This window comes from Escherichia sp. WS2035 (assembly GCF_046487065.1).
Taxonomy (GTDB): domain Bacteria; phylum Pseudomonadota; class Gammaproteobacteria; order Enterobacterales; family Enterobacteriaceae; genus Escherichia; species Escherichia coli.
Window position 1 is genome coordinate 20,684 of sequence record NZ_JBJQKD010000014.1, and the last position, 17,886, is coordinate 38,569.

Genomic DNA, 17,886 nt, shown 5'->3' on the forward strand with positions numbered 1-17,886 from the left:
TTGGCATGGCGAATATGTTTGCCCTGATTCTGGTGATTGCCACACTGGTGACGGGCATTTTATGGTGCGTGGATAAATTCTTTTTCGCACCTAAACGGCGGGAACGTCAGGCAGCGGCGCAGGCGGCTGCCGGTGACTCACTGGATAAAGCAACGCTGAAAAAGGTTGCGCCGAAGCCTGGCTGGCTGGAAACCGGTGCTTCTGTTTTTCCGGTACTGGCTATCGTATTGATTGTGCGTTCGTTTATTTATGAACCGTTCCAGATCCCGTCAGGTTCGATGATGCCGACTCTGTTAATCGGTGATTTTATTCTGGTAGAGAAGTTTGCTTATGGCATTAAAGATCCTATCTACCAGAAAACGCTGATCGAAACCGGTCATCCGAAACGCGGCGATATCGTGGTCTTTAAATACCCGGAAGATCCAAAGCTTGATTACATCAAGCGCGCGGTGGGTTTACCGGGCGATAAAGTCACTTATGATCCGGTCTCAAAAGAGCTGACGATTCAACCGGGATGCAGTTCCGGCCAGGCGTGTGAAAACGCGCTACCGGTCACTTACTCCAACGTGGAACCGAGCGATTTCGTTCAGACCTTCTCACGCCGTAATGGTGGGGAAGCGACCAGCGGATTCTTTGAAGTGCCGAAAAACGAAACCAAAGAAAATGGAATTCGTCTTTCCGAGCGTAAAGAGACACTGGGTGATGTGACGCACCGTATTCTGACAGTGCCGATTGCGCAGGACCAGGTGGGGATGTATTACCAGCAGCCAGGGCAACAACTGGCAACCTGGATTGTTCCGCCGGGACAATACTTCATGATGGGCGACAACCGCGACAACAGCGCGGACAGTCGTTACTGGGGCTTTGTGCCTGAAGCGAATCTGGTCGGTCGGGCAACGGCTATCTGGATGAGCTTCGATAAGCAAGAAGGCGAATGGCCGACAGGTGTGCGCTTAAGTCGCATTGGCGGTATCCATTAATAGCCATCTTCGTTCACGTTGTCGCCGTTATGGCGACAACGTGAATTATTTATGAGATAAATCTCCCGTGGCTAACGACATCCCCCGTCGTTGTGTATAGAATATTCCCCCGAAGTTTAAGGTTGGCACCTCCAGGTTGCCACGGCACACGAAACAGCGTTGGTCCCCATATACCGGTAAACTGAAACTGCAGTGAAGCAGTTAGCCGAGCCATGTATATCAGGTCTGTTTCGTGTGCTGAATTGTTGACGCATTTATTTATTGGTATCGCATGAACCCCATCGTAATTAATCGGCTTCAACGGAAGCTGGGCTACACTTTTAATCATCAGGAACTGTTGCAGCAGGCATTAACTCATCGTAGTGCCAGCAGTAAACATAACGAGCGTCTGGAATTTTTAGGTGACTCTATTCTGAGCTACGTTATCGCCAATGCGCTTTATCACCGTTTCCCTCGTGTGGATGAAGGCGATATGAGCCGGATGCGCGCCACGCTGGTCCGTGGTAATACGCTGGCTGAACTGGCGCGCGAATTTGAGTTAGGTGAGTGCTTACGTTTAGGGCCAGGTGAACTTAAAAGCGGTGGATTTCGTCGTGAGTCAATTCTCGCCGACACCGTCGAAGCATTAATTGGTGGCGTATTCCTCGACAGTGATATTCAAACCGTCGAGAAATTAATCCTCAACTGGTATCAAACTCGTCTGGACGAAATTAGCCCAGGCGATAAACAAAAAGATCCGAAAACGCGTCTGCAGGAATATTTGCAGGGTCGCCATCTGCCGCTGCCAACTTATCTGGTAGTCCAGGTACGTGGCGAAGCGCACGATCAGGAATTTACTATCCACTGCCAGGTCAGCGGCCTGAGTGAACCGGTGGTTGGCACAGGTTCAAGCCGTCGTAAGGCTGAGCAGGCTGCCGCCGAACAGGCGTTGAAAAAACTGGAGCTGGAATGAGCATCGATAAAAGTTACTGCGGATTTATTGCTATCGTCGGACGTCCGAACGTTGGCAAATCCACATTGTTGAACAAACTGCTGGGGCAGAAGATCTCCATTACCTCCCGCAAGGCGCAAACAACTCGTCACCGCATTGTGGGGATCCATACTGAAGGCGCGTATCAGGCGATCTACGTTGATACCCCAGGCCTGCATATGGAAGAAAAACGCGCCATTAACCGTCTGATGAACAAAGCGGCGAGCAGCTCCATTGGCGATGTTGAGCTGGTGATTTTTGTCGTAGAAGGCACTCGCTGGACGCCGGACGATGAAATGGTGCTCAACAAACTGCGCGATGGCAAAGCGCCGGTAATCCTCGCGGTGAACAAAGTGGATAATGTGCAGGAAAAAGCCGATCTGCTGCCACACTTACAGTTCCTGGCAAGCCAGATGAACTTCCTCGATATCGTGCCGATCTCTGCCGAAACCGGGCTGAATGTCGACACTATTGCAGCAATCGTGCGTAAGCATCTGCCTGAAGCGACCCATCACTTCCCGGAAGATTACATCACCGATCGCTCACAGCGTTTTATGGCGTCTGAAATTATCCGCGAAAAACTGATGCGTTTTCTCGGCGCTGAACTGCCGTACTCCGTGACCGTGGAGATCGAACGTTTCGTCTCTAACGAACGCGGCGGTTATGACATCAACGGTTTGATTCTCGTTGAGCGTGAAGGGCAGAAGAAGATGGTCATTGGCAACAAAGGGGCCAAGATCAAAACCATCGGGATTGAAGCGCGTAAAGACATGCAGGAAATGTTCGAAGCGCCTGTTCACCTTGAGCTGTGGGTAAAAGTGAAATCCGGTTGGGCCGACGACGAACGCGCACTGCGCAGTCTCGGTTATGTTGACGATCTTTAAGAGTAACTCCGATGGAAGGCTGGCAGCGCGCATTTGTCCTGCATAGTCGCCCGTGGAGCGAAACCAGCCTGATGCTGGACGTCTTCACGGAGGAATCGGGTCGCGTGCGTCTGGTTGCCAAAGGCGCACGCTCTAAACGCTCTACTCTGAAAGGTGCATTACAGCCTTTCACCCCTCTCTTGCTACGTTTTGGCGGGCGTGGCGAAGTCAAAACGCTGCGCAGTGCTGAAGCTGTCTCGCTGGCGCTGCCATTAAGCGGTATCACGCTTTACAGCGGTCTGTACATCAACGAACTTCTCTCCCGCGTACTGGAATACGAGACGCGCTTCTCTGAACTCTTTTTCGATTACTTGCACTGCATTCAGTCTCTTGCCGGGGTCACTGGTACGCCAGAACCCGCGTTGCGCCGCTTTGAACTGGCACTGCTCGGGCATCTGGGCTATGGCGTCAATTTTACCCATTGTGCGGGTAGCGGCGAGCCGGTAGATGACACCATGACGTATCGTTATCGCGAAGAAAAAGGGTTTATCGCAAGCGTCGTTATCGACAATAAAACGTTCACCGGAAGGCAGTTAAAAGCGTTAAACGCGCGGGAATTTCCTGACGCAGACACACTGCGCGCCGCGAAACGCTTTACCCGCATGGCGCTTAAGCCGTATCTTGGCGGTAAACCATTAAAGAGCAGGGAACTGTTCCGGCAGTTTATGCCTAAGCGAACGGTGAAAACACATTATGAATGATGAGGATTGTCATGGCTGAATTACTGTTAGGCGTCAACATTGACCATATTGCAACACTGCGTAACGCGCGCGGTACTGCTTACCCGGATCCGGTGCAGGCGGCGTTTATTGCTGAGCAGGCGGGAGCGGACGGCATTACCGTGCATTTACGTGAAGACCGCCGCCACATTACCGACCGCGATGTGTGCATCCTGCGCCAGACGCTGGATACCCGCATGAATCTGGAGATGGCGGTGACCGAAGAGATGCTGGCGATCGCCGTTGAGACGAAGCCACATTTTTGCTGTCTGGTACCGGAAAAGCGTCAGGAAGTAACAACCGAAGGCGGCCTGGACGTCGCAGGGCAGCGTGAAAAAATGCGCGATGCCTGCAAACGTCTGGCAGATGCCGGGATCCAGGTTTCTCTGTTTATCGACGCCGATGAAGAGCAGATCAAAGCTGCGGCAGAGGTTGGCGCACCGTTTATCGAGATCCACACCGGTTGCTATGCTGATGCCAAAACTGACGCCGAACAGGCGCAAGAGTTGGCGCGTATCGCCAAAGCCGCGACCTTTGCCACTAGTCTCGGTCTGAAAGTTAACGCCGGACACGGTCTGACCTATCACAACGTGAAAGCCATTGCCGCCATCCCTGAGATGCATGAACTGAATATCGGTCATGCCATTATTGGTCGTGCAGTGATGACCGGACTGAAAGATGCGGTGGCAGAAATGAAGCGTCTGATGCTGGAAGCGCGTGGCTAATGGCAATATTAGGTTTAGGTACGGATATCGTAGAGATCGCTCGCATAGAAGCGGTGATCGCCCGATCCGGTGAGCGCCTGGCACGCCGCGTATTAAGCGATAACGAATGGGAAATCTGGAAAACGCACCACCAGCCAGTGCGTTTTCTGGCGAAGCGTTTTGCTGTGAAAGAAGCGGCGGCAAAAGCATTTGGCACAGGGATCCGCAATGGTCTGGCGTTTAATCAGTTTGAAGTATTCAATGATGAGCTCGGCAAACCACGGCTACGGCTATGGGGTGAGGCATTAAAACTGGCGGAAAAGCTCGGCGTTGTAAATATGCATGTAACGCTTGCCGATGAGCGCCACTATGCTTGTGCCACGGTAATTATTGAAAGTTAAAATAATACCGTTCTCTTTATAAAGTAAAACCCCCGAACTGGTAAGGAACGGGGGTTTTACTTTTTAACTTTAATTTTGTGCAGCACACGATTCCAACGAAAATGATTATGGATCAATTTCGTTGACCTGTACAAGCAACTTGCAATCTCTGACATAAAAAACGCGAGCCTTTACGAAGAAATCGACATTGATGAAAAGATTAACGTGACCGCTTTTTGATAAGTACATTAAAATCGGTTTCGTTATTGGCAATTTTGCTGTGCTTTACACCATGCCACTGAATTCCCCCATTGAAACGAGTGGTGTCGTCAAAGCTCTGGTGTGGAGTGCAGCACTCGATTCCAATAACTCGCACGTTCAGTTTTGGGGAGATGTAAGGGCTAATCTGAACGGCTGCATTCCTTGTTTAAGGAAAAACGAATGACTGATTGCCGATACCTGATTAAACGGGTCATCAAAATCATCATTGCTGTTTTACAGCTGCTCCTTTTGTTCTTATAACACAAGGAAACGTACTTAAGGTGCGTCCGGTGAACCAATCGGACGCGCCTTTAATAACTATAAATAAGTGTCTGGGCAGATACTATATAAATTAACTTAGTGAATGATTATGCTAATGTCATCATTTAAATAAATATAATAGCGTTAAGATTTCTCTATAAAATAATTAACACTCTACTTCCAGAGCAGAATATTAAATTTTATCCGCGTGGTGCATCAGCACAAATTTATCCCACAACTGTTCTTCCGTCTCGACATGTTGCGGATCTTTCACAATAGTATTGGGGATCGGACACACCTTCTGGCAGGTTGGTGTCTCGTAGTGCCCTACGCATTCGGTACACTTATCGCTGTTAATCTCGTAGATATGTTCACCCATCGAAATCGCCTCATTCGGGCATTCGGGTTCACACATATCACAATTGATGCATTTTTTAGTGATTAACAGCGCCATAAGGAAACTCTCAAAACAACACAAACCGGGCGGGCATTATACGCGCATTCTTTACTCAGACCAGTTTTTTCACCAGCGCTTCGCTATGACGAATACGTTCTGGTGCCAGTTCCAGATCCTGCTGAATCAGCGCAATGAACAGCAAATCCGTTAACATTCCCTGCGCGTGACAAGCAGAGATTGAAGCACTGTTTGTCGCTTGTTCTTCGGCAATGGTATACAGGCAATGAGAAGCACGCTGTTGCAGGGCATTGGGAGTAAAGCCGGTAATCGCCAGCACTTTTCCGCCCACTCGCAGCATCTCATCTGCCGCCAGGTTTAACTCGCGCCGTACACCGGTGTAGGAAATGGCTAATAACAGATCGTCAGGGGACGACGCCTGTACGGTAGCGAGTAGCGCATGCATATCGCGCACTGCGGCAGCATTGAAGCCAATCTTCATCAGCTTCCAGGCAAAGTTTTGCGCCACCAGACCCGAAGCGCCAATACCGGTCAGAATTATCCGCCGCGCAGAGCGCAACATTGCCACGCATTCATGCAGTTTCTCTTCACTATTAACGTTTAACGTTGCGTACATAGCGGCAGTATTTTCTTTAATCAGTTTTTCGCCGACCAGCCGTAACGGATCATCACCGCGGATTTGGTTATGAATGGGCACGGAGGGAGATTCCGGCTGGCTTGCCAGCGCTTCACTCAACGCCAACTTTAGTGCCGGAAAACCTTTATAGCCGAGTTTTTGCGCGAACTTCACGACGCTGGACTGACTGACTCCGGCTTCGTTGGCCAGTTGCTGAGAGCTTAAATGGCGCGCCGTATCAGGTTGTAGCAGCAGATAATCCGCCAGTTTTTTATCACTCTGGGCAAGCCCCTGGTAACGCTGACGGATACGAAGTAAGCCGTTCATATCTTTCCTCGCGATGAAATAATGGCGACAACAGGCAATATGAGACACACGCGAGTGAATTTTATATTCCATTGCCGCTAATTGCCATGAATTAAAAATTCCAGTTAGCCATGATGCGGTCGATTGTTGCCGGAAAAGTGATGATCTATCTGTTAGGCTATGTAGTAGCGAAAATTAATCAGGATGTTTCAGTCCAGAGGAGTATGGTTTGGCAACTCACGAGCGTCGTGTGGTGTTTTTTGACTTAGATGGAACATTGCATCAGCAGGATATGTTCGGCAGTTTTTTGCGTTATTTACTGCGTCGCCAACCGCTGAATGCGTTACTTGTTCTGCCGTTGTTGCCGATCATAGCCATTGCGTTATTGATAAAAGGTCGTGCGGCACGCTGGCCGATGAGTCTGCTTCTGTGGGGATGCACTTTTGGTCACAATGAAGCGCGTTTGCAGGCGTTGCAGGCCGATTTCGTACGCTGGTTTCGTGACAATGTTACCGCCTTTCCGCTGGTTCAGGAGCGATTAACCACCTACCTGTTAAGTTCCGATGCTGATATCTGGTTGATTACCGGCTCTCCGCAGCCGCTGGTTGAAGCGGTTTATTTCGATACGCCCTGGCTGCCGCGGGTTAATCTTATCGCCAGTCAGATTCAGCGTGGCTATGGTGGTTGGGTATTGACGATGCGTTGCCTCGGGCATGAGAAGGTCGCGCAACTGGAGCGCAAAATCGGCACGCCGCTGCGGCTGTACAGTGGCTATAGCGACAGTAACCAGGACAACCCGCTGCTTTACTTTTGCCAGCATCGCTGGCGGGTAACCCCGCGCGGTGAACTCCAGCAACTGGAATAGAGTAAAGCATAGCGTCCGTGTATAATGCGCCGCGCTTTTATAACCGGAGTTTTCTTTTTGTCTGAAGTCGAATTTAGCTACGAATACTGGATGCGTCATGCAATGACGCTGGCGAAGCGTGCCTGGGATGAGCGGGAAGTACCGGTCGGCGCGGTATTAGTGCATAACAATCGTGTTATTGGCGAAGGCTGGAACCGTCCGATTGGTCGACATGATCCCACCGCACATGCAGAAATCATGGCCCTACGGCAGGGCGGTCTGGTGATGCAAAATTATCGTCTGATCGACGCCACGTTGTATGTCACGCTTGAACCCTGTGTAATGTGTGCCGGAGCAATGATCCACAGTCGCATTGGTCGCGTGGTCTTTGGTGCGCGTGACGCGAAAACTGGCGCTGCGGGATCTTTAATGGATGTGCTGCATCATCCGGGTATGAATCACCGGGTGGAAATTACGGAAGGAATACTGGCGGATGAGTGTGCGGCGTTGCTCAGTGACTTCTTTCGCATGCGCCGCCAGGAAATTAAAGCGCAGAAAAAAGCGCAATCCTCGACAGATTAATTTTGTTTCTCTTCACTCCCTTTTCTGGAAAACAGCAGAGAGGGAGAGTGGGTCAAATAGTTTGATGACGACTGGGAAAGAAACGAGAGAAAAGGAAATTTCTCTTTGCCCAGCTCCGTAGGCGATACCGCCGGATAATCCTGCGCCAGTTGCATCGCCGCTTCTGTAGCCTGCTTCTCTTTCTCCTGCAGATAACCCACCAGGCTAATCTGGTATTTACGAATATTTTCGACATAAGCGTAGGCTTCATGCCCACGAGCGTAGCCGTAAGTCAGCTTGCTGTAATAGGGTTTCTGGCTAAGTAAAGGCAGACGCTGTTTTACGTCAGCCCAACTGTCAGGATTACCTTTGGTTTTTGCCGTCAGGGCGCGGGCATCCAGCATATGCGCATAGCCCATATTGTACGCGGCGAGGGCAAACCAGATCCGTTCGTTCTCCGGCACACTTTCCGGCACTTTACTCATCATATCCTGTAAATAACGCACGCCGCCGCTGATGCTCTGTTCGGCATCGGTACGATCCGTAATGCCGAGGCTTTGCGCGGTGTTTTTGGTTAACATCATCATGCCGCGCACACCCGTCGGTGAAGTGGCCTGCGCATCCCAGTGCGATTCCTGATAAGCAATAGCGGCCAGCAAACGCCAGTCAATTTCTTCGGCGTATTTCTCAAACAGGGGCTTTAACTGCGGCAGTACCGCATCGACGGCGCGTAAAAATGTGCGCGTATCGACGTAATCAAAATCATCGCCATGCCCCAGGTATTTCTCTTCAATGCGTGCCAGTGTACCGTCTTCATTCATTTCGTTGAAGAAGTCGAGCAGGGCGGCGGAAAGGGTATTATCGCCATCTAACGGGCTAAACCAGGTCACCGGTTGTTCATCGGTGATATCGAGCGCTACGGCGAGTTCCGGGTGAACGCGCTGAAACAGGCTGATGGCGACAGAATCAGCAATGGTGTAATCGAGTTTTCCTTCGATGACATCTTCCATTAATTCCGCAGAGCCTTTTTTGTCGTCTACCTTCCAGCTTAATTCCGGGAATTTTGTGTCTTTCAGGGTCTGGAGATCGTTAACCACCACGTGACCCGGTGCAACGGTGAGTTGCTCCGCCGTCAGGTTGCCCAGCGTACGTGGGCGATACTGACCCACTTTATAAACCAGTTGTTGTGACACGGAATAATAGGTAGGACCAGGCTGATAATTTTTTACCCGCTCACTGTTATAGACCAGTCCTGCCGCCAGCAGGTCGGCGTTACCATTATCGAGGTCGTCAAACAGCTGGCTGATATTCTGCCGCACGGTCACTTTCAGTTTTACACCGAGGTAATCGGCAAACTGTTTCGCCAGTTCGTAATCCAGGCCAAAAGGTTTCCCGTTGATTTCGTTATAAGTCAGGGGAGTATGAATGGTGCTCACACGCAACTCTCCCCGCGCTTGAATGGCGGCGATACGGTTGTCGGCTTTACCAAACCAGGGAATGGATGGCCAGAGAGCGACCGCGAGCAGCAGTGCCAGAATGCCGATGAACAGATAATTAATCTTTAATTTTTTCAATTAGTTAATTCTCTGTGTCGTGCGCGTCCCAGCTTGAAAAAACGTAATAATAGTGAAAGGTTTACTCATAAATGAGCGGCATTTTGCGTAAACCTGCGCCAGATGGCAACTTATTACAGCCATTGGCGGCACGCGTTGCTAATTCACGATGGTGATTTTATTTCCACGCAAACGGTTTCGTCAGCGCATCAGATTCTTTATAATGACGCCCGTTTCCCCCCCTTGGGTACACCGAAAGCTTAGAAGACGAGAGACTTATGATGGAAATTCTGCGTGGTTCGCCTGCATTGTCGGCATTCCGAATCAACAAACTGCTGGCACGTTTTCAGGCTGCCAGGCTCCCGGTTCACACTATTTACGCCGAGTATGTCCATTTTGCTGACCTCAATGCGCCGTTAAACGATGATGAGCACGCACAACTTGAACGCCTGCTGAAATATGGCCCGGCACTCGCCAGCCACGCCCCGCAAGGCAAACTCCTGCTGGTGACCCCGCGTCCTGGCACCATCTCTCCCTGGTCTTCGAAAGCGACCGATATCGCCCATAATTGCGGTCTACAACAGGTAAACCGCCTTGAGCGCGGCATGGCTTACTATATAGAAGCCGGTACGCTGACCAATGAACAATGGCAGCAGGTGACCGCTGAACTGCACGACCGCATGATGGAAACGGTCTTTTTTGCTTTAGATGATGCAGAGCAGTTGTTTGCACACCATCAACCGACTCCGGTCACCAGCGTAGATTTGCTGGGGCAGGGCCGTCAGGCGCTAATCGACGCTAACCTGCGTCTTGGCCTGGCACTGGCGGAAGATGAAATTGACTATCTGCAGGATGCGTTCACAAAGCTGGGTCGTAACCCGAACGACATCGAGCTGTATATGTTCGCGCAGGCGAACTCCGAGCACTGCCGTCACAAAATTTTTAACGCCGACTGGATTATCGACGGTGAACAGCAGCCGAAATCGCTGTTCAAGATGATCAAAAACACCTTCGAAACCACGCCAGACCACGTTCTCTCTGCTTATAAAGATAACGCCGCTGTAATGGAAGGTTCTGAAGTGGGTCGCTACTTTGCTGACCACGAAACGGGCCGCTACGATTTCCATCAGGAACCGGCGCATATTCTGATGAAAGTTGAAACCCACAACCACCCGACGGCGATTTCTCCGTGGCCGGGTGCGGCGACCGGTTCTGGCGGTGAAATCCGCGATGAAGGTGCCACCGGGCGCGGCGCAAAGCCGAAAGCCGGTCTGGTTGGTTTCTCCGTATCCAACTTGCGTATTCCGGGCTTTGAACAGCCGTGGGAAGAAGATTTCGGTAAGCCTGAGCGCATTGTCACCGCGCTGGACATCATGACCGAAGGCCCGTTGGGCGGCGCGGCGTTTAACAACGAATTTGGTCGCCCGGCACTGAACGGCTACTTCCGTACTTATGAAGAAAAAGTGAACAGCCACAATGGCGAAGAGCTGCGCGGTTATCACAAACCGATCATGCTGGCGGGTGGGATCGGCAACATTCGCGCCGATCACGTACAAAAAGACGAGATCAACGTTGGTGCGAAGCTGGTCGTTCTCGGCGGCCCGGCAATGAACATCGGTCTTGGCGGCGGCGCGGCGTCTTCCATGGCATCTGGTCAGTCTGATGCCGACCTCGACTTTGCTTCCGTACAGCGCGACAACCCGGAGATGGAGCGTCGCTGCCAGGAAGTGATCGACCGTTGCTGGCAGCTTGGTGATGCCAACCCAATCCTGTTTATCCACGACGTTGGCGCAGGCGGTCTTTCTAACGCCATGCCGGAACTGGTGAGCGACGGCGGGCGCGGCGGTAAATTCGAACTGCGCGATATTCTGAGCGACGAGCCAGGCATGAGCCCGCTGGAAATCTGGTGTAACGAATCCCAGGAACGCTACGTGCTGGCAGTTGCTGCCGATCAGTTACCGCTGTTTGACGAACTGTGTAAGCGTGAACGCGCACCGTACGCGGTGATTGGTGAAGCGACCGAAGAACTGCATCTTTCTCTGCACGATCGTCATTTTGATAATCAGCCGATTGATCTACCGCTGGACGTACTGCTTGGCAAAACGCCGAAGATGACCCGCGATGTGCAAACGCTGAAAGCGAAAGGCGACGCGCTGGCCCGTGAAGGGATCACCATCGCTGACGCGGTGAAACGCGTGCTGCATCTGCCGACCGTGGCGGAGAAAACTTTCCTGGTGACCATCGGTGACCGCAGCGTAACCGGCATGGTGGCGCGCGATCAGATGGTGGGGCCGTGGCAGGTGCCGGTCGCTAACTGCGCGGTCACTACCGCCAGCCTCGACAGCTACTATGGCGAAGCGATGGCAATTGGCGAACGTGCGCCAGTTGCGCTGCTGGATTTCGCCGCTTCTGCCCGTCTGGCAGTCGGTGAAGCGCTAACCAACATCGCCGCAACACAAATTGGCGATATCAAACGCATTAAACTTTCCGCCAACTGGATGGCGGCGGCAGGCCACCCTGGTGAAGATGCGGGCCTGTATGAAGCCGTTAAAGCTGTGGGCGAAGAACTTTGTCCGGCGCTGGGCCTGACGATACCGGTGGGTAAAGACTCTATGTCGATGAAAACCCGCTGGCAGGAAGGTAACGAAGAGCGCGAAATGACGTCGCCGTTGTCGCTGGTGATTTCCGCATTTGCCCGCGTGGAAGATGTACGTCACACCATTACGCCGCAGCTTTCTACCGAAGATAACGCACTGTTGCTGATTGATTTGGGCAAAGGCAATAACGCGCTGGGCGCAACGGCACTGGCGCAGGTTTATCGTCAGCTTGGCGACAAACCGGCAGATGTACGCGATGTTGCCCAACTGAAAGGCTTCTATGACGCGATTCAGGCGCTGGTTGCACAGCGTAAGCTGCTGGCGTATCACGACCGCTCTGATGGCGGCCTGCTGGTAACGCTGGCGGAAATGGCCTTTGCTGGTCATTGTGGCATTGACGCGGATATCGCCTCTCTGGGTGACGATCGCCTGGCGGCGTTGTTTAACGAAGAACTGGGTGCGGTGATTCAGGTTCGAGCTGCTGATCGTGAAGCCGTTGAAGCGGTACTGGCACAGCATGGGCTTGCTGATTGCGTCCATTATGTTGGGCAGGCGGTTTCCGGTGACCGTTTTGTGATTACTGCCAACGGGCAGACTGTATTTAGCGAAAGCCGCACCACGCTGCGTGTCTGGTGGGCAGAAACTACCTGGCAGATGCAGCGCCTGCGTGACAACCCGGAGTGTGCCGATCAGGAACACCAGGCGAAATCAAACGACGCCGATCCGGGCCTGAATGTGAAACTGTCGTTTGATATCAACGAAGATGTGGCAGCACCGTTTATTGCCACTGGCGTGCGCCCGAAAGTTGCCGTGCTGCGTGAGCAGGGCGTGAACTCGCATGTTGAAATGGCGGCAGCTTTCCACCGTGCAGGCTTCGATGCTATCGACGTGCATATGAGCGATCTGCTGGCTGGACGCACGGGCCTGGAGGGTTTCCACGCCCTGGTCGCGTGTGGTGGTTTCTCCTACGGTGATGTGCTGGGCGCTGGTGAAGGTTGGGCGAAGTCTATCCTGTTCAATGACCGTGTACGCGATGAGTTTGCAACCTTCTTCCATCGTCCGCAAACGCTGGCGCTGGGGGTATGTAACGGTTGCCAGATGATGTCTAATCTGCGTGAACTGATCCCGGGTAGCGAGTTGTGGCCACGTTTTGTGCGTAACACCTCCGATCGCTTTGAAGCGCGTTTCAGTCTGGTAGAAGTAACCCAAAGCCCGTCGCTGCTGTTGCAGGGGATGGTGGGCTCGCAGATGCCGATTGCTGTGTCTCATGGTGAAGGGCGCGTGGAAGTGCGTGATGCGGCGCATCTGGCGGCACTGGAAAGCAAAGGGCTGGTGGCACTGCGCTATGTCGATAACTTCGGCAAAGTCACTGAAACCTACCCGGCTAACCCGAACGGTTCACCGAACGGTATTACGGCGGTCACGACTGAAAGTGGTCGAGTCACCATTATGATGCCGCACCCGGAACGAGTTTTCCGTACTGTCAGCAACTCCTGGCATCCGGAAAACTGGGGCGAGGATGGCCCATGGATGCGCATTTTCCGCAATGCACGTAAGCAGTTGGGGTAAGTCGTCAACCCATTGGTATTGCAGCCCGGATGAGGCATTCACGCCGCATCCGGCATTAAGCACCAACCGCTATTATGAGCTCCCAACTTCGGGAGCTTTTTTGTGTCTTTAAATCACGACAATGGGTGGTTTGCCGTGTCGCTTTTTGGTGACACTTAACTCATTGATTTTAATATTATCTAATAAGTTTATCTTAAGTTGTCTCTTTTTAGCGACACAGTGGCTGATTTACATTCAAATAGCGGAGAAGCCATAAACCCCTCAAAGCAGCGTATAATCAGTATGTTACCAAACTATTTTCTTTATTGGCACAGTTACTGCATAATAGTAAGCAGTGGCTCATTCACCGACTTATGTCAGCCCCTTCGGGACGTGCTACATAAAATTCGAATGACGCACAACAAGGTGCCTGCCGTCCAACTTCTGATATCAGCTTAGCTATATCAACCATCGGGCGAAACGTCGAGTTAGGCACCGCCTTATTCCATAACAAAGCCGGGTAATTCCCGGCTTTGTTGTATCTGAACTTCCCCTCGGTTAGCATCAGGCTATTCGCGTCTGACGAGAGTAACGCCTTGAAACGCTGGCCCGTTTTTCCCCGCTCATTACGACAACTGGTAATGCTGGCATTTTTGCTGATTCTGCTGCCCCTGTTGGTGCTGGCATGGCAAGCCTGGCAAAGCCTGAATGCACTTAGCGATCAGGCGGCGCTGGTTAACCGCACTACGCTTATTGATGCCCGGCGCAGTGAAGCGATGACCAACGCGGCACTGGAGATGGAGCGCAGCTACCGTCAGTACTGCGTGCTGGACGACCCTACGCTTGCGAAGGTTTATCAAAGCCAGCGCAAGCGTTACAGCGAAATGCTCGATGCCCACGCAGGCGTGCTGCCGGACGATAAACTCTACCAGGCATTACGTCAGGATTTGAACAATCTGGCTCAACTTCAGTGTAACAACAGCGGTCCCGATGCTGCTGCCGCCGCGCGTCTGGAAGCCTTTGCCAGTGCCAATACCGAAATGGTGCAGGCCACGCGCACAGTGGTGTTCTCTCGTGGGCAGCAACTTCAGCGTGAAATCGCCGAACGTGGGCAATATTTTGGTTGGCAATCGCTGGTGCTATTTCTGGTGAGTCTGGTGATGGTACTGCTTTTCACGAGGATGATTATCGGTCCGGTGAAAAATATCGAGCGCATGATCAACCGGCTGGGGGAAGGGCGTTCTCTGGGCAATAGCGTCTCGTTCAGTGGACCGAGCGAGTTACGCTCGGTTGGGCAACGTATTCTTTGGTTAAGTGAGCGCCTGTCATGGCTGGAATCCCAACGCCATCAATTTTTAAGACATTTATCTCATGAATTAAAAACGCCACTGGCGAGTATGCGCGAGGGCACTGAATTACTGGCTGATCAGGTTGTCGGGCCGCTTACGCCAGAGCAAAAAGAGGTGGTGAGCATTCTTGATAGCAGCAGCCGCAATTTGCAAAAACTGATCGAACAACTGCTTGATTACAACCGTAAACAGGCGGACAGTGCGGTGGAACTGGAGAATGTTGAGTTAGCACCGCTGGTGGAGACATTGGTTTCTGCTCATAGCCTGCCCGCACGGGCTAAAATGATGCATACCGACGTTGATCTCAAAGCAACAGCTTGCCTGGCGGAGCCAATGCTGCTGATGAGCGTACTGGATAATCTTTACTCCAATGCGGTGCACTACGGGGCTGAATCCGGTAACATTTGCCTTCGCAGCAGTTTACATGGTGCGCGGGTTTATATTGATGTCATCAATACAGGCACGCCCATTCCGCAAGAGGAACGCGCCATGATCTTCGAACCCTTTTTTCAGGGAAGCCACCAGCGAAAAGGGGCGGTGAAGGGCAGCGGTCTGGGATTAAGCATTGCCAGGGATTGTATTCGCCGTATGCAAGGGGAACTGTATCTGGTCGACGAGAGCGGGCAAGACGTTTGTTTCCGCATTGAATTACCGTCGTCGAAAAACACGAAATAATGCTAACAGCCCATCCCATCAGGCTATTTTATTTGTCAGTTCGGCCCCGGGCAGTGCTCGAAATCTTCACGTACGACATGTACGCTCCGGTTTCTCCGCGCTGTCCATGTCCAAACTGCCTGCAACAATTACGCCCACTGGGATAGGCTTTAAGTCTGGTGAATATGCGACACATTTTTCAACGATTATTGCCCCGACGGCTGTGGCTGGCAGGGCTGCCATGTCTGGCATTGCTGGGTTGCGTGCAGAGTCACAATAGGCCAGCCATTGATACGCCAGCAGAAGAAAAAATTCCGGTTTATCAACTGGCTGACTATCTTTCTACTGAATGTAGCGACATCTGGGCGCTGCAAGGTAAATCAACCGAAACCAATCCGCTTTACTGGCTGCGGGCGATGGATTGTGCTGATCGTTTAATGCCTGCGCAGTCGCGTCAGCAAGCCCGCCAATATGACGACGGCAACTGGCAAAATACCTTTAAACAAGGGATTTTGCTCGCCGACGCCAAAATTACGCCGTATGAGCGCCGCCAGCTGGTCGCGCGCATTGATGCGCTAAGTACCGAGATCCCGGCACAGGTTCGCCCACTGTATCAACTTTGGCGCGACGGTCAGGCGCTGCAACTGCAACTGGCGGAAGAGCGCCAACGCTACAGCAAACTCCAGCAGTCCAGCGACAGCGAGCTGGATACTTTGCGCCAGCAACATCACGTTCTACAACAGCAACTGGAACTCACTACTCGCAAGCTGGAAAACCTGACCGATATTGAACGCCAGCTCTCGACCCGCAAACCGGCTGGAAATTTCTCGCCGGATACGCCGCACGAGAGTGAAAAGCCCGCGCCATCCACCGATGAGGTCACTCCTGATGAGCCATAAACCTGCGCATTTATTACTGGTCGATGACGATCCGGGATTGCTGAAACTGCTTGGCCTGCGTCTGACCAGCGAAGGCTACAGTGTGGTCACGGCGGAAAGTGGTGCTGAAGGATTGCGGGTACTGAATCGCGAAAAAGTAGATTTAGTCATCAGCGACCTGCGGATGGATGAAATGGACGGTATGCAGCTGTTTGCTGAAATCCAGAAAGTGCAGCCGGGAATGCCAGTAATTATTCTTACCGCGCATGGTTCTATTCCTGATGCCGTTGCTGCAACACAGCAGGGCGTGTTCAGTTTTCTCACCAAGCCTGTCGATAAAGATGCGCTATATCAGGCAATTGACGATGCGCTGGAACAATCCGCGCCAGCCACCGACGAACGTTGGCGCGAGGCGATTGTCACCCGCAGCCCGCTGATGCTGCGCTTGCTGGAACAGGCGCGGCTGGTGGCACAATCAGACGTTAGCGTTTTGATTAACGGCCAGAGCGGCACCGGGAAAGAGATTTTCGCCCAGGCTATCCACAACGCCAGCCCGCGCAACAGCAAGCCATTTATTGCTATTAACTGTGGCGCATTACCCGAGCAATTGCTGGAGTCGGAGCTGTTTGGTCATGCACGTGGCGCGTTTACTGGCGCTGTCAGCAATCGCGAAGGTTTATTCCAGGCGGCGGAAGGCGGTACGCTATTTCTTGATGAGATTGGCGATATGCCTGCACCGTTGCAGGTCAAACTGCTGCGCGTGTTGCAGGAGCGTAAAGTGCGCCCGCTGGGCAGTAACCGCGATATTGATATTGACGTGCGGATTATTTCCGCCACTCACCGCGACCTGCCAAAAGCGATGGCGCGTGGGGAATTCCGTGAAGATCTTTATTACCGCCTCAATGTTGTCAGCCTGAAAATTCCGGCACTGGCGGAGCGCACAGAAGACATTCCGCTACTGGCAAATCACCTGTTGCGCCAGGCGGCAGAGCGACATAAACCGTTTGTCCGCGCGTTCTCCACCGATGCAATGAAACGCCTGATGACTGCAAGCTGGCCGGGCAACGTGCGCCAGTTGGTCAACGTGATTGAACAGTGTGTGGCGCTGACCTCATCTCCGGTAATTAGTGATGCGCTGGTGGAGCAGGCGCTGGAGGGTGAAAATACGGCGCTGCCAACCTTTGTTGAGGCACGTAATCAGTTTGAACTCAACTATTTGCGTAAGCTGCTGCAAATCACCAAAGGCAACGTCACCCACGCGGCGAGAATGGCGGGGCGCAACCGGACAGAATTTTATAAACTGCTTTCCCGAAACGAGCTGGATGCAAACGATTTCAAGGAATGAATTGGCGTTATGTGTTACGTTT

General features: G+C 52.2%; 16 protein-coding genes. 13 read left to right on the forward strand and 3 right to left on the reverse strand.

The window, feature by feature from the left end:
- Window positions 1-5: 5 nt before the first annotated feature.
- The 7 genes from lepB (at window position 6) to shoB (ending at window position 5,198) form a co-directional block, all read left to right on the forward strand.
- Window positions 6-980, forward strand: coding sequence for a signal peptidase I (lepB, locus tag ACJHX4_RS20185; RefSeq protein ID WP_000002542.1), 975 nt, complete (start codon window positions 6-8; stop codon window positions 978-980).
- Between the two features lie 271 nt (window positions 981-1,251).
- Window positions 1,252-1,932: a ribonuclease III gene (gene rnc / locus ACJHX4_RS20190; RefSeq protein WP_001068343.1), complete on the forward strand. Its 681-nt coding sequence runs from the start codon at window positions 1,252-1,254 to the stop codon at window positions 1,930-1,932.
- The gene (gene era, locus ACJHX4_RS20195; RefSeq protein WP_000020737.1) at window positions 1,929-2,834 is read left to right on the forward strand and encodes a GTPase Era; all 906 of its coding nucleotides are present in this window, start codon (window positions 1,929-1,931) and stop codon (window positions 2,832-2,834) included. The genes rnc and era overlap by 4 nt, the downstream gene beginning before the upstream one ends.
- A gap of 11 nt (window positions 2,835-2,845) precedes the next feature.
- Window positions 2,846-3,574 carry a DNA repair protein RecO gene (recO, locus tag ACJHX4_RS20200; RefSeq protein WP_000399404.1) on the forward strand — a complete coding sequence of 243 codons (729 nt, stop codon included), beginning with the start codon at window positions 2,846-2,848 and terminating at the stop codon, window positions 3,572-3,574.
- Window positions 3,575-3,585: 11 nt separating this feature from the next.
- Window positions 3,586-4,317 carry a pyridoxine 5'-phosphate synthase gene (pdxJ, locus tag ACJHX4_RS20205; protein WP_001296302.1) on the forward strand — a complete coding sequence of 244 codons (732 nt, stop codon included), beginning with the start codon at window positions 3,586-3,588 and terminating at the stop codon, window positions 4,315-4,317.
- Window positions 4,317-4,697 carry a holo-ACP synthase gene (gene acpS / locus ACJHX4_RS20210; RefSeq protein WP_000986038.1) on the forward strand — a complete coding sequence of 127 codons (381 nt, stop codon included), beginning with the start codon at window positions 4,317-4,319 and terminating at the stop codon, window positions 4,695-4,697. Before pdxJ ends, acpS begins: the two co-directional genes overlap by 1 nt.
- A 420-nt stretch (window positions 4,698-5,117) precedes the next feature.
- Window positions 5,118-5,198 (forward strand): type I toxin-antitoxin system toxin ShoB, encoded by an 81-nt coding sequence (shoB, locus tag ACJHX4_RS20215; RefSeq protein WP_000128777.1) that lies wholly within the window; start codon window positions 5,118-5,120, stop codon window positions 5,196-5,198.
- Between the two features lie 193 nt (window positions 5,199-5,391).
- On the opposite strand, the gene yfhL is transcribed toward shoB, so the two are convergent.
- Together yfhL and ACJHX4_RS20225 are read right to left on the reverse strand one after the other, a co-directional pair.
- The gene (gene yfhL / locus ACJHX4_RS20220; protein ID WP_001196297.1) at window positions 5,392-5,652 is read right to left on the reverse strand and encodes a 4Fe-4S dicluster ferredoxin YfhL; all 261 of its coding nucleotides are present in this window, start codon (window positions 5,650-5,652) and stop codon (window positions 5,392-5,394) included.
- A 55-nt stretch (window positions 5,653-5,707) separates the two neighbouring features.
- A complete protein-coding gene (locus ACJHX4_RS20225) occupies window positions 5,708-6,556 on the reverse strand; it encodes a MurR/RpiR family transcriptional regulator (protein ID WP_001296301.1) in 849 nt (282 codons plus the stop codon).
- Between the two features lie 208 nt (window positions 6,557-6,764).
- Here ACJHX4_RS20225 and yfhb point away from each other — a divergent pair, with 208 nt between their 5' ends.
- Window positions 6,765-7,400: a phosphatidylglycerophosphatase C gene (yfhb, locus tag ACJHX4_RS20230; RefSeq protein WP_000190644.1), complete on the forward strand. Its 636-nt coding sequence runs from the start codon at window positions 6,765-6,767 to the stop codon at window positions 7,398-7,400.
- Window positions 7,401-7,457: 57 nt separating this feature from the next.
- Window positions 7,458-7,961: a tRNA adenosine(34) deaminase TadA gene (gene tadA, locus ACJHX4_RS20235; RefSeq protein WP_001531894.1), complete on the forward strand. Its 504-nt coding sequence runs from the start codon at window positions 7,458-7,460 to the stop codon at window positions 7,959-7,961.
- On the opposite strand, the gene mltF is transcribed toward tadA, so the two are convergent.
- Window positions 7,958-9,514: a membrane-bound lytic murein transglycosylase MltF gene (gene mltF, locus ACJHX4_RS20240; protein WP_000734193.1), complete on the reverse strand. Its 1,557-nt coding sequence runs from the start codon at window positions 9,512-9,514 to the stop codon at window positions 7,958-7,960. The two genes, tadA and mltF, sit on opposite strands and share 4 nt — an antisense overlap.
- A 257-nt stretch (window positions 9,515-9,771) precedes the next feature.
- Between mltF and purL the strand changes: the two genes are divergently transcribed.
- The 4 genes from purL (at window position 9,772) to glrR (ending at window position 17,864) form a co-directional block, all read left to right on the forward strand.
- On the forward strand, window positions 9,772-13,659 hold the full coding sequence (gene purL, locus ACJHX4_RS20245) for a phosphoribosylformylglycinamidine synthase (RefSeq protein ID WP_001531893.1): 3,888 nt from the start codon (window positions 9,772-9,774) through the stop codon (window positions 13,657-13,659).
- A gap of 575 nt (window positions 13,660-14,234) precedes the next feature.
- Window positions 14,235-15,662: a two component system sensor histidine kinase QseE/GlrK gene (gene qseE, locus ACJHX4_RS20250; protein ID WP_001296299.1), complete on the forward strand. Its 1,428-nt coding sequence runs from the start codon at window positions 14,235-14,237 to the stop codon at window positions 15,660-15,662.
- A 164-nt stretch (window positions 15,663-15,826) separates the two neighbouring features.
- Window positions 15,827-16,540 carry a two-component system QseEF-associated lipoprotein QseG gene (gene qseG, locus ACJHX4_RS20255; protein WP_001215903.1) on the forward strand — a complete coding sequence of 238 codons (714 nt, stop codon included), beginning with the start codon at window positions 15,827-15,829 and terminating at the stop codon, window positions 16,538-16,540.
- A complete protein-coding gene (gene glrR, locus ACJHX4_RS20260) occupies window positions 16,530-17,864 on the forward strand; it encodes a two-component system response regulator GlrR (protein WP_001296298.1) in 1,335 nt (444 codons plus the stop codon). The genes qseG and glrR overlap by 11 nt, the downstream gene beginning before the upstream one ends.
- Window positions 17,865-17,886: the final 22 nt, after the last annotated feature.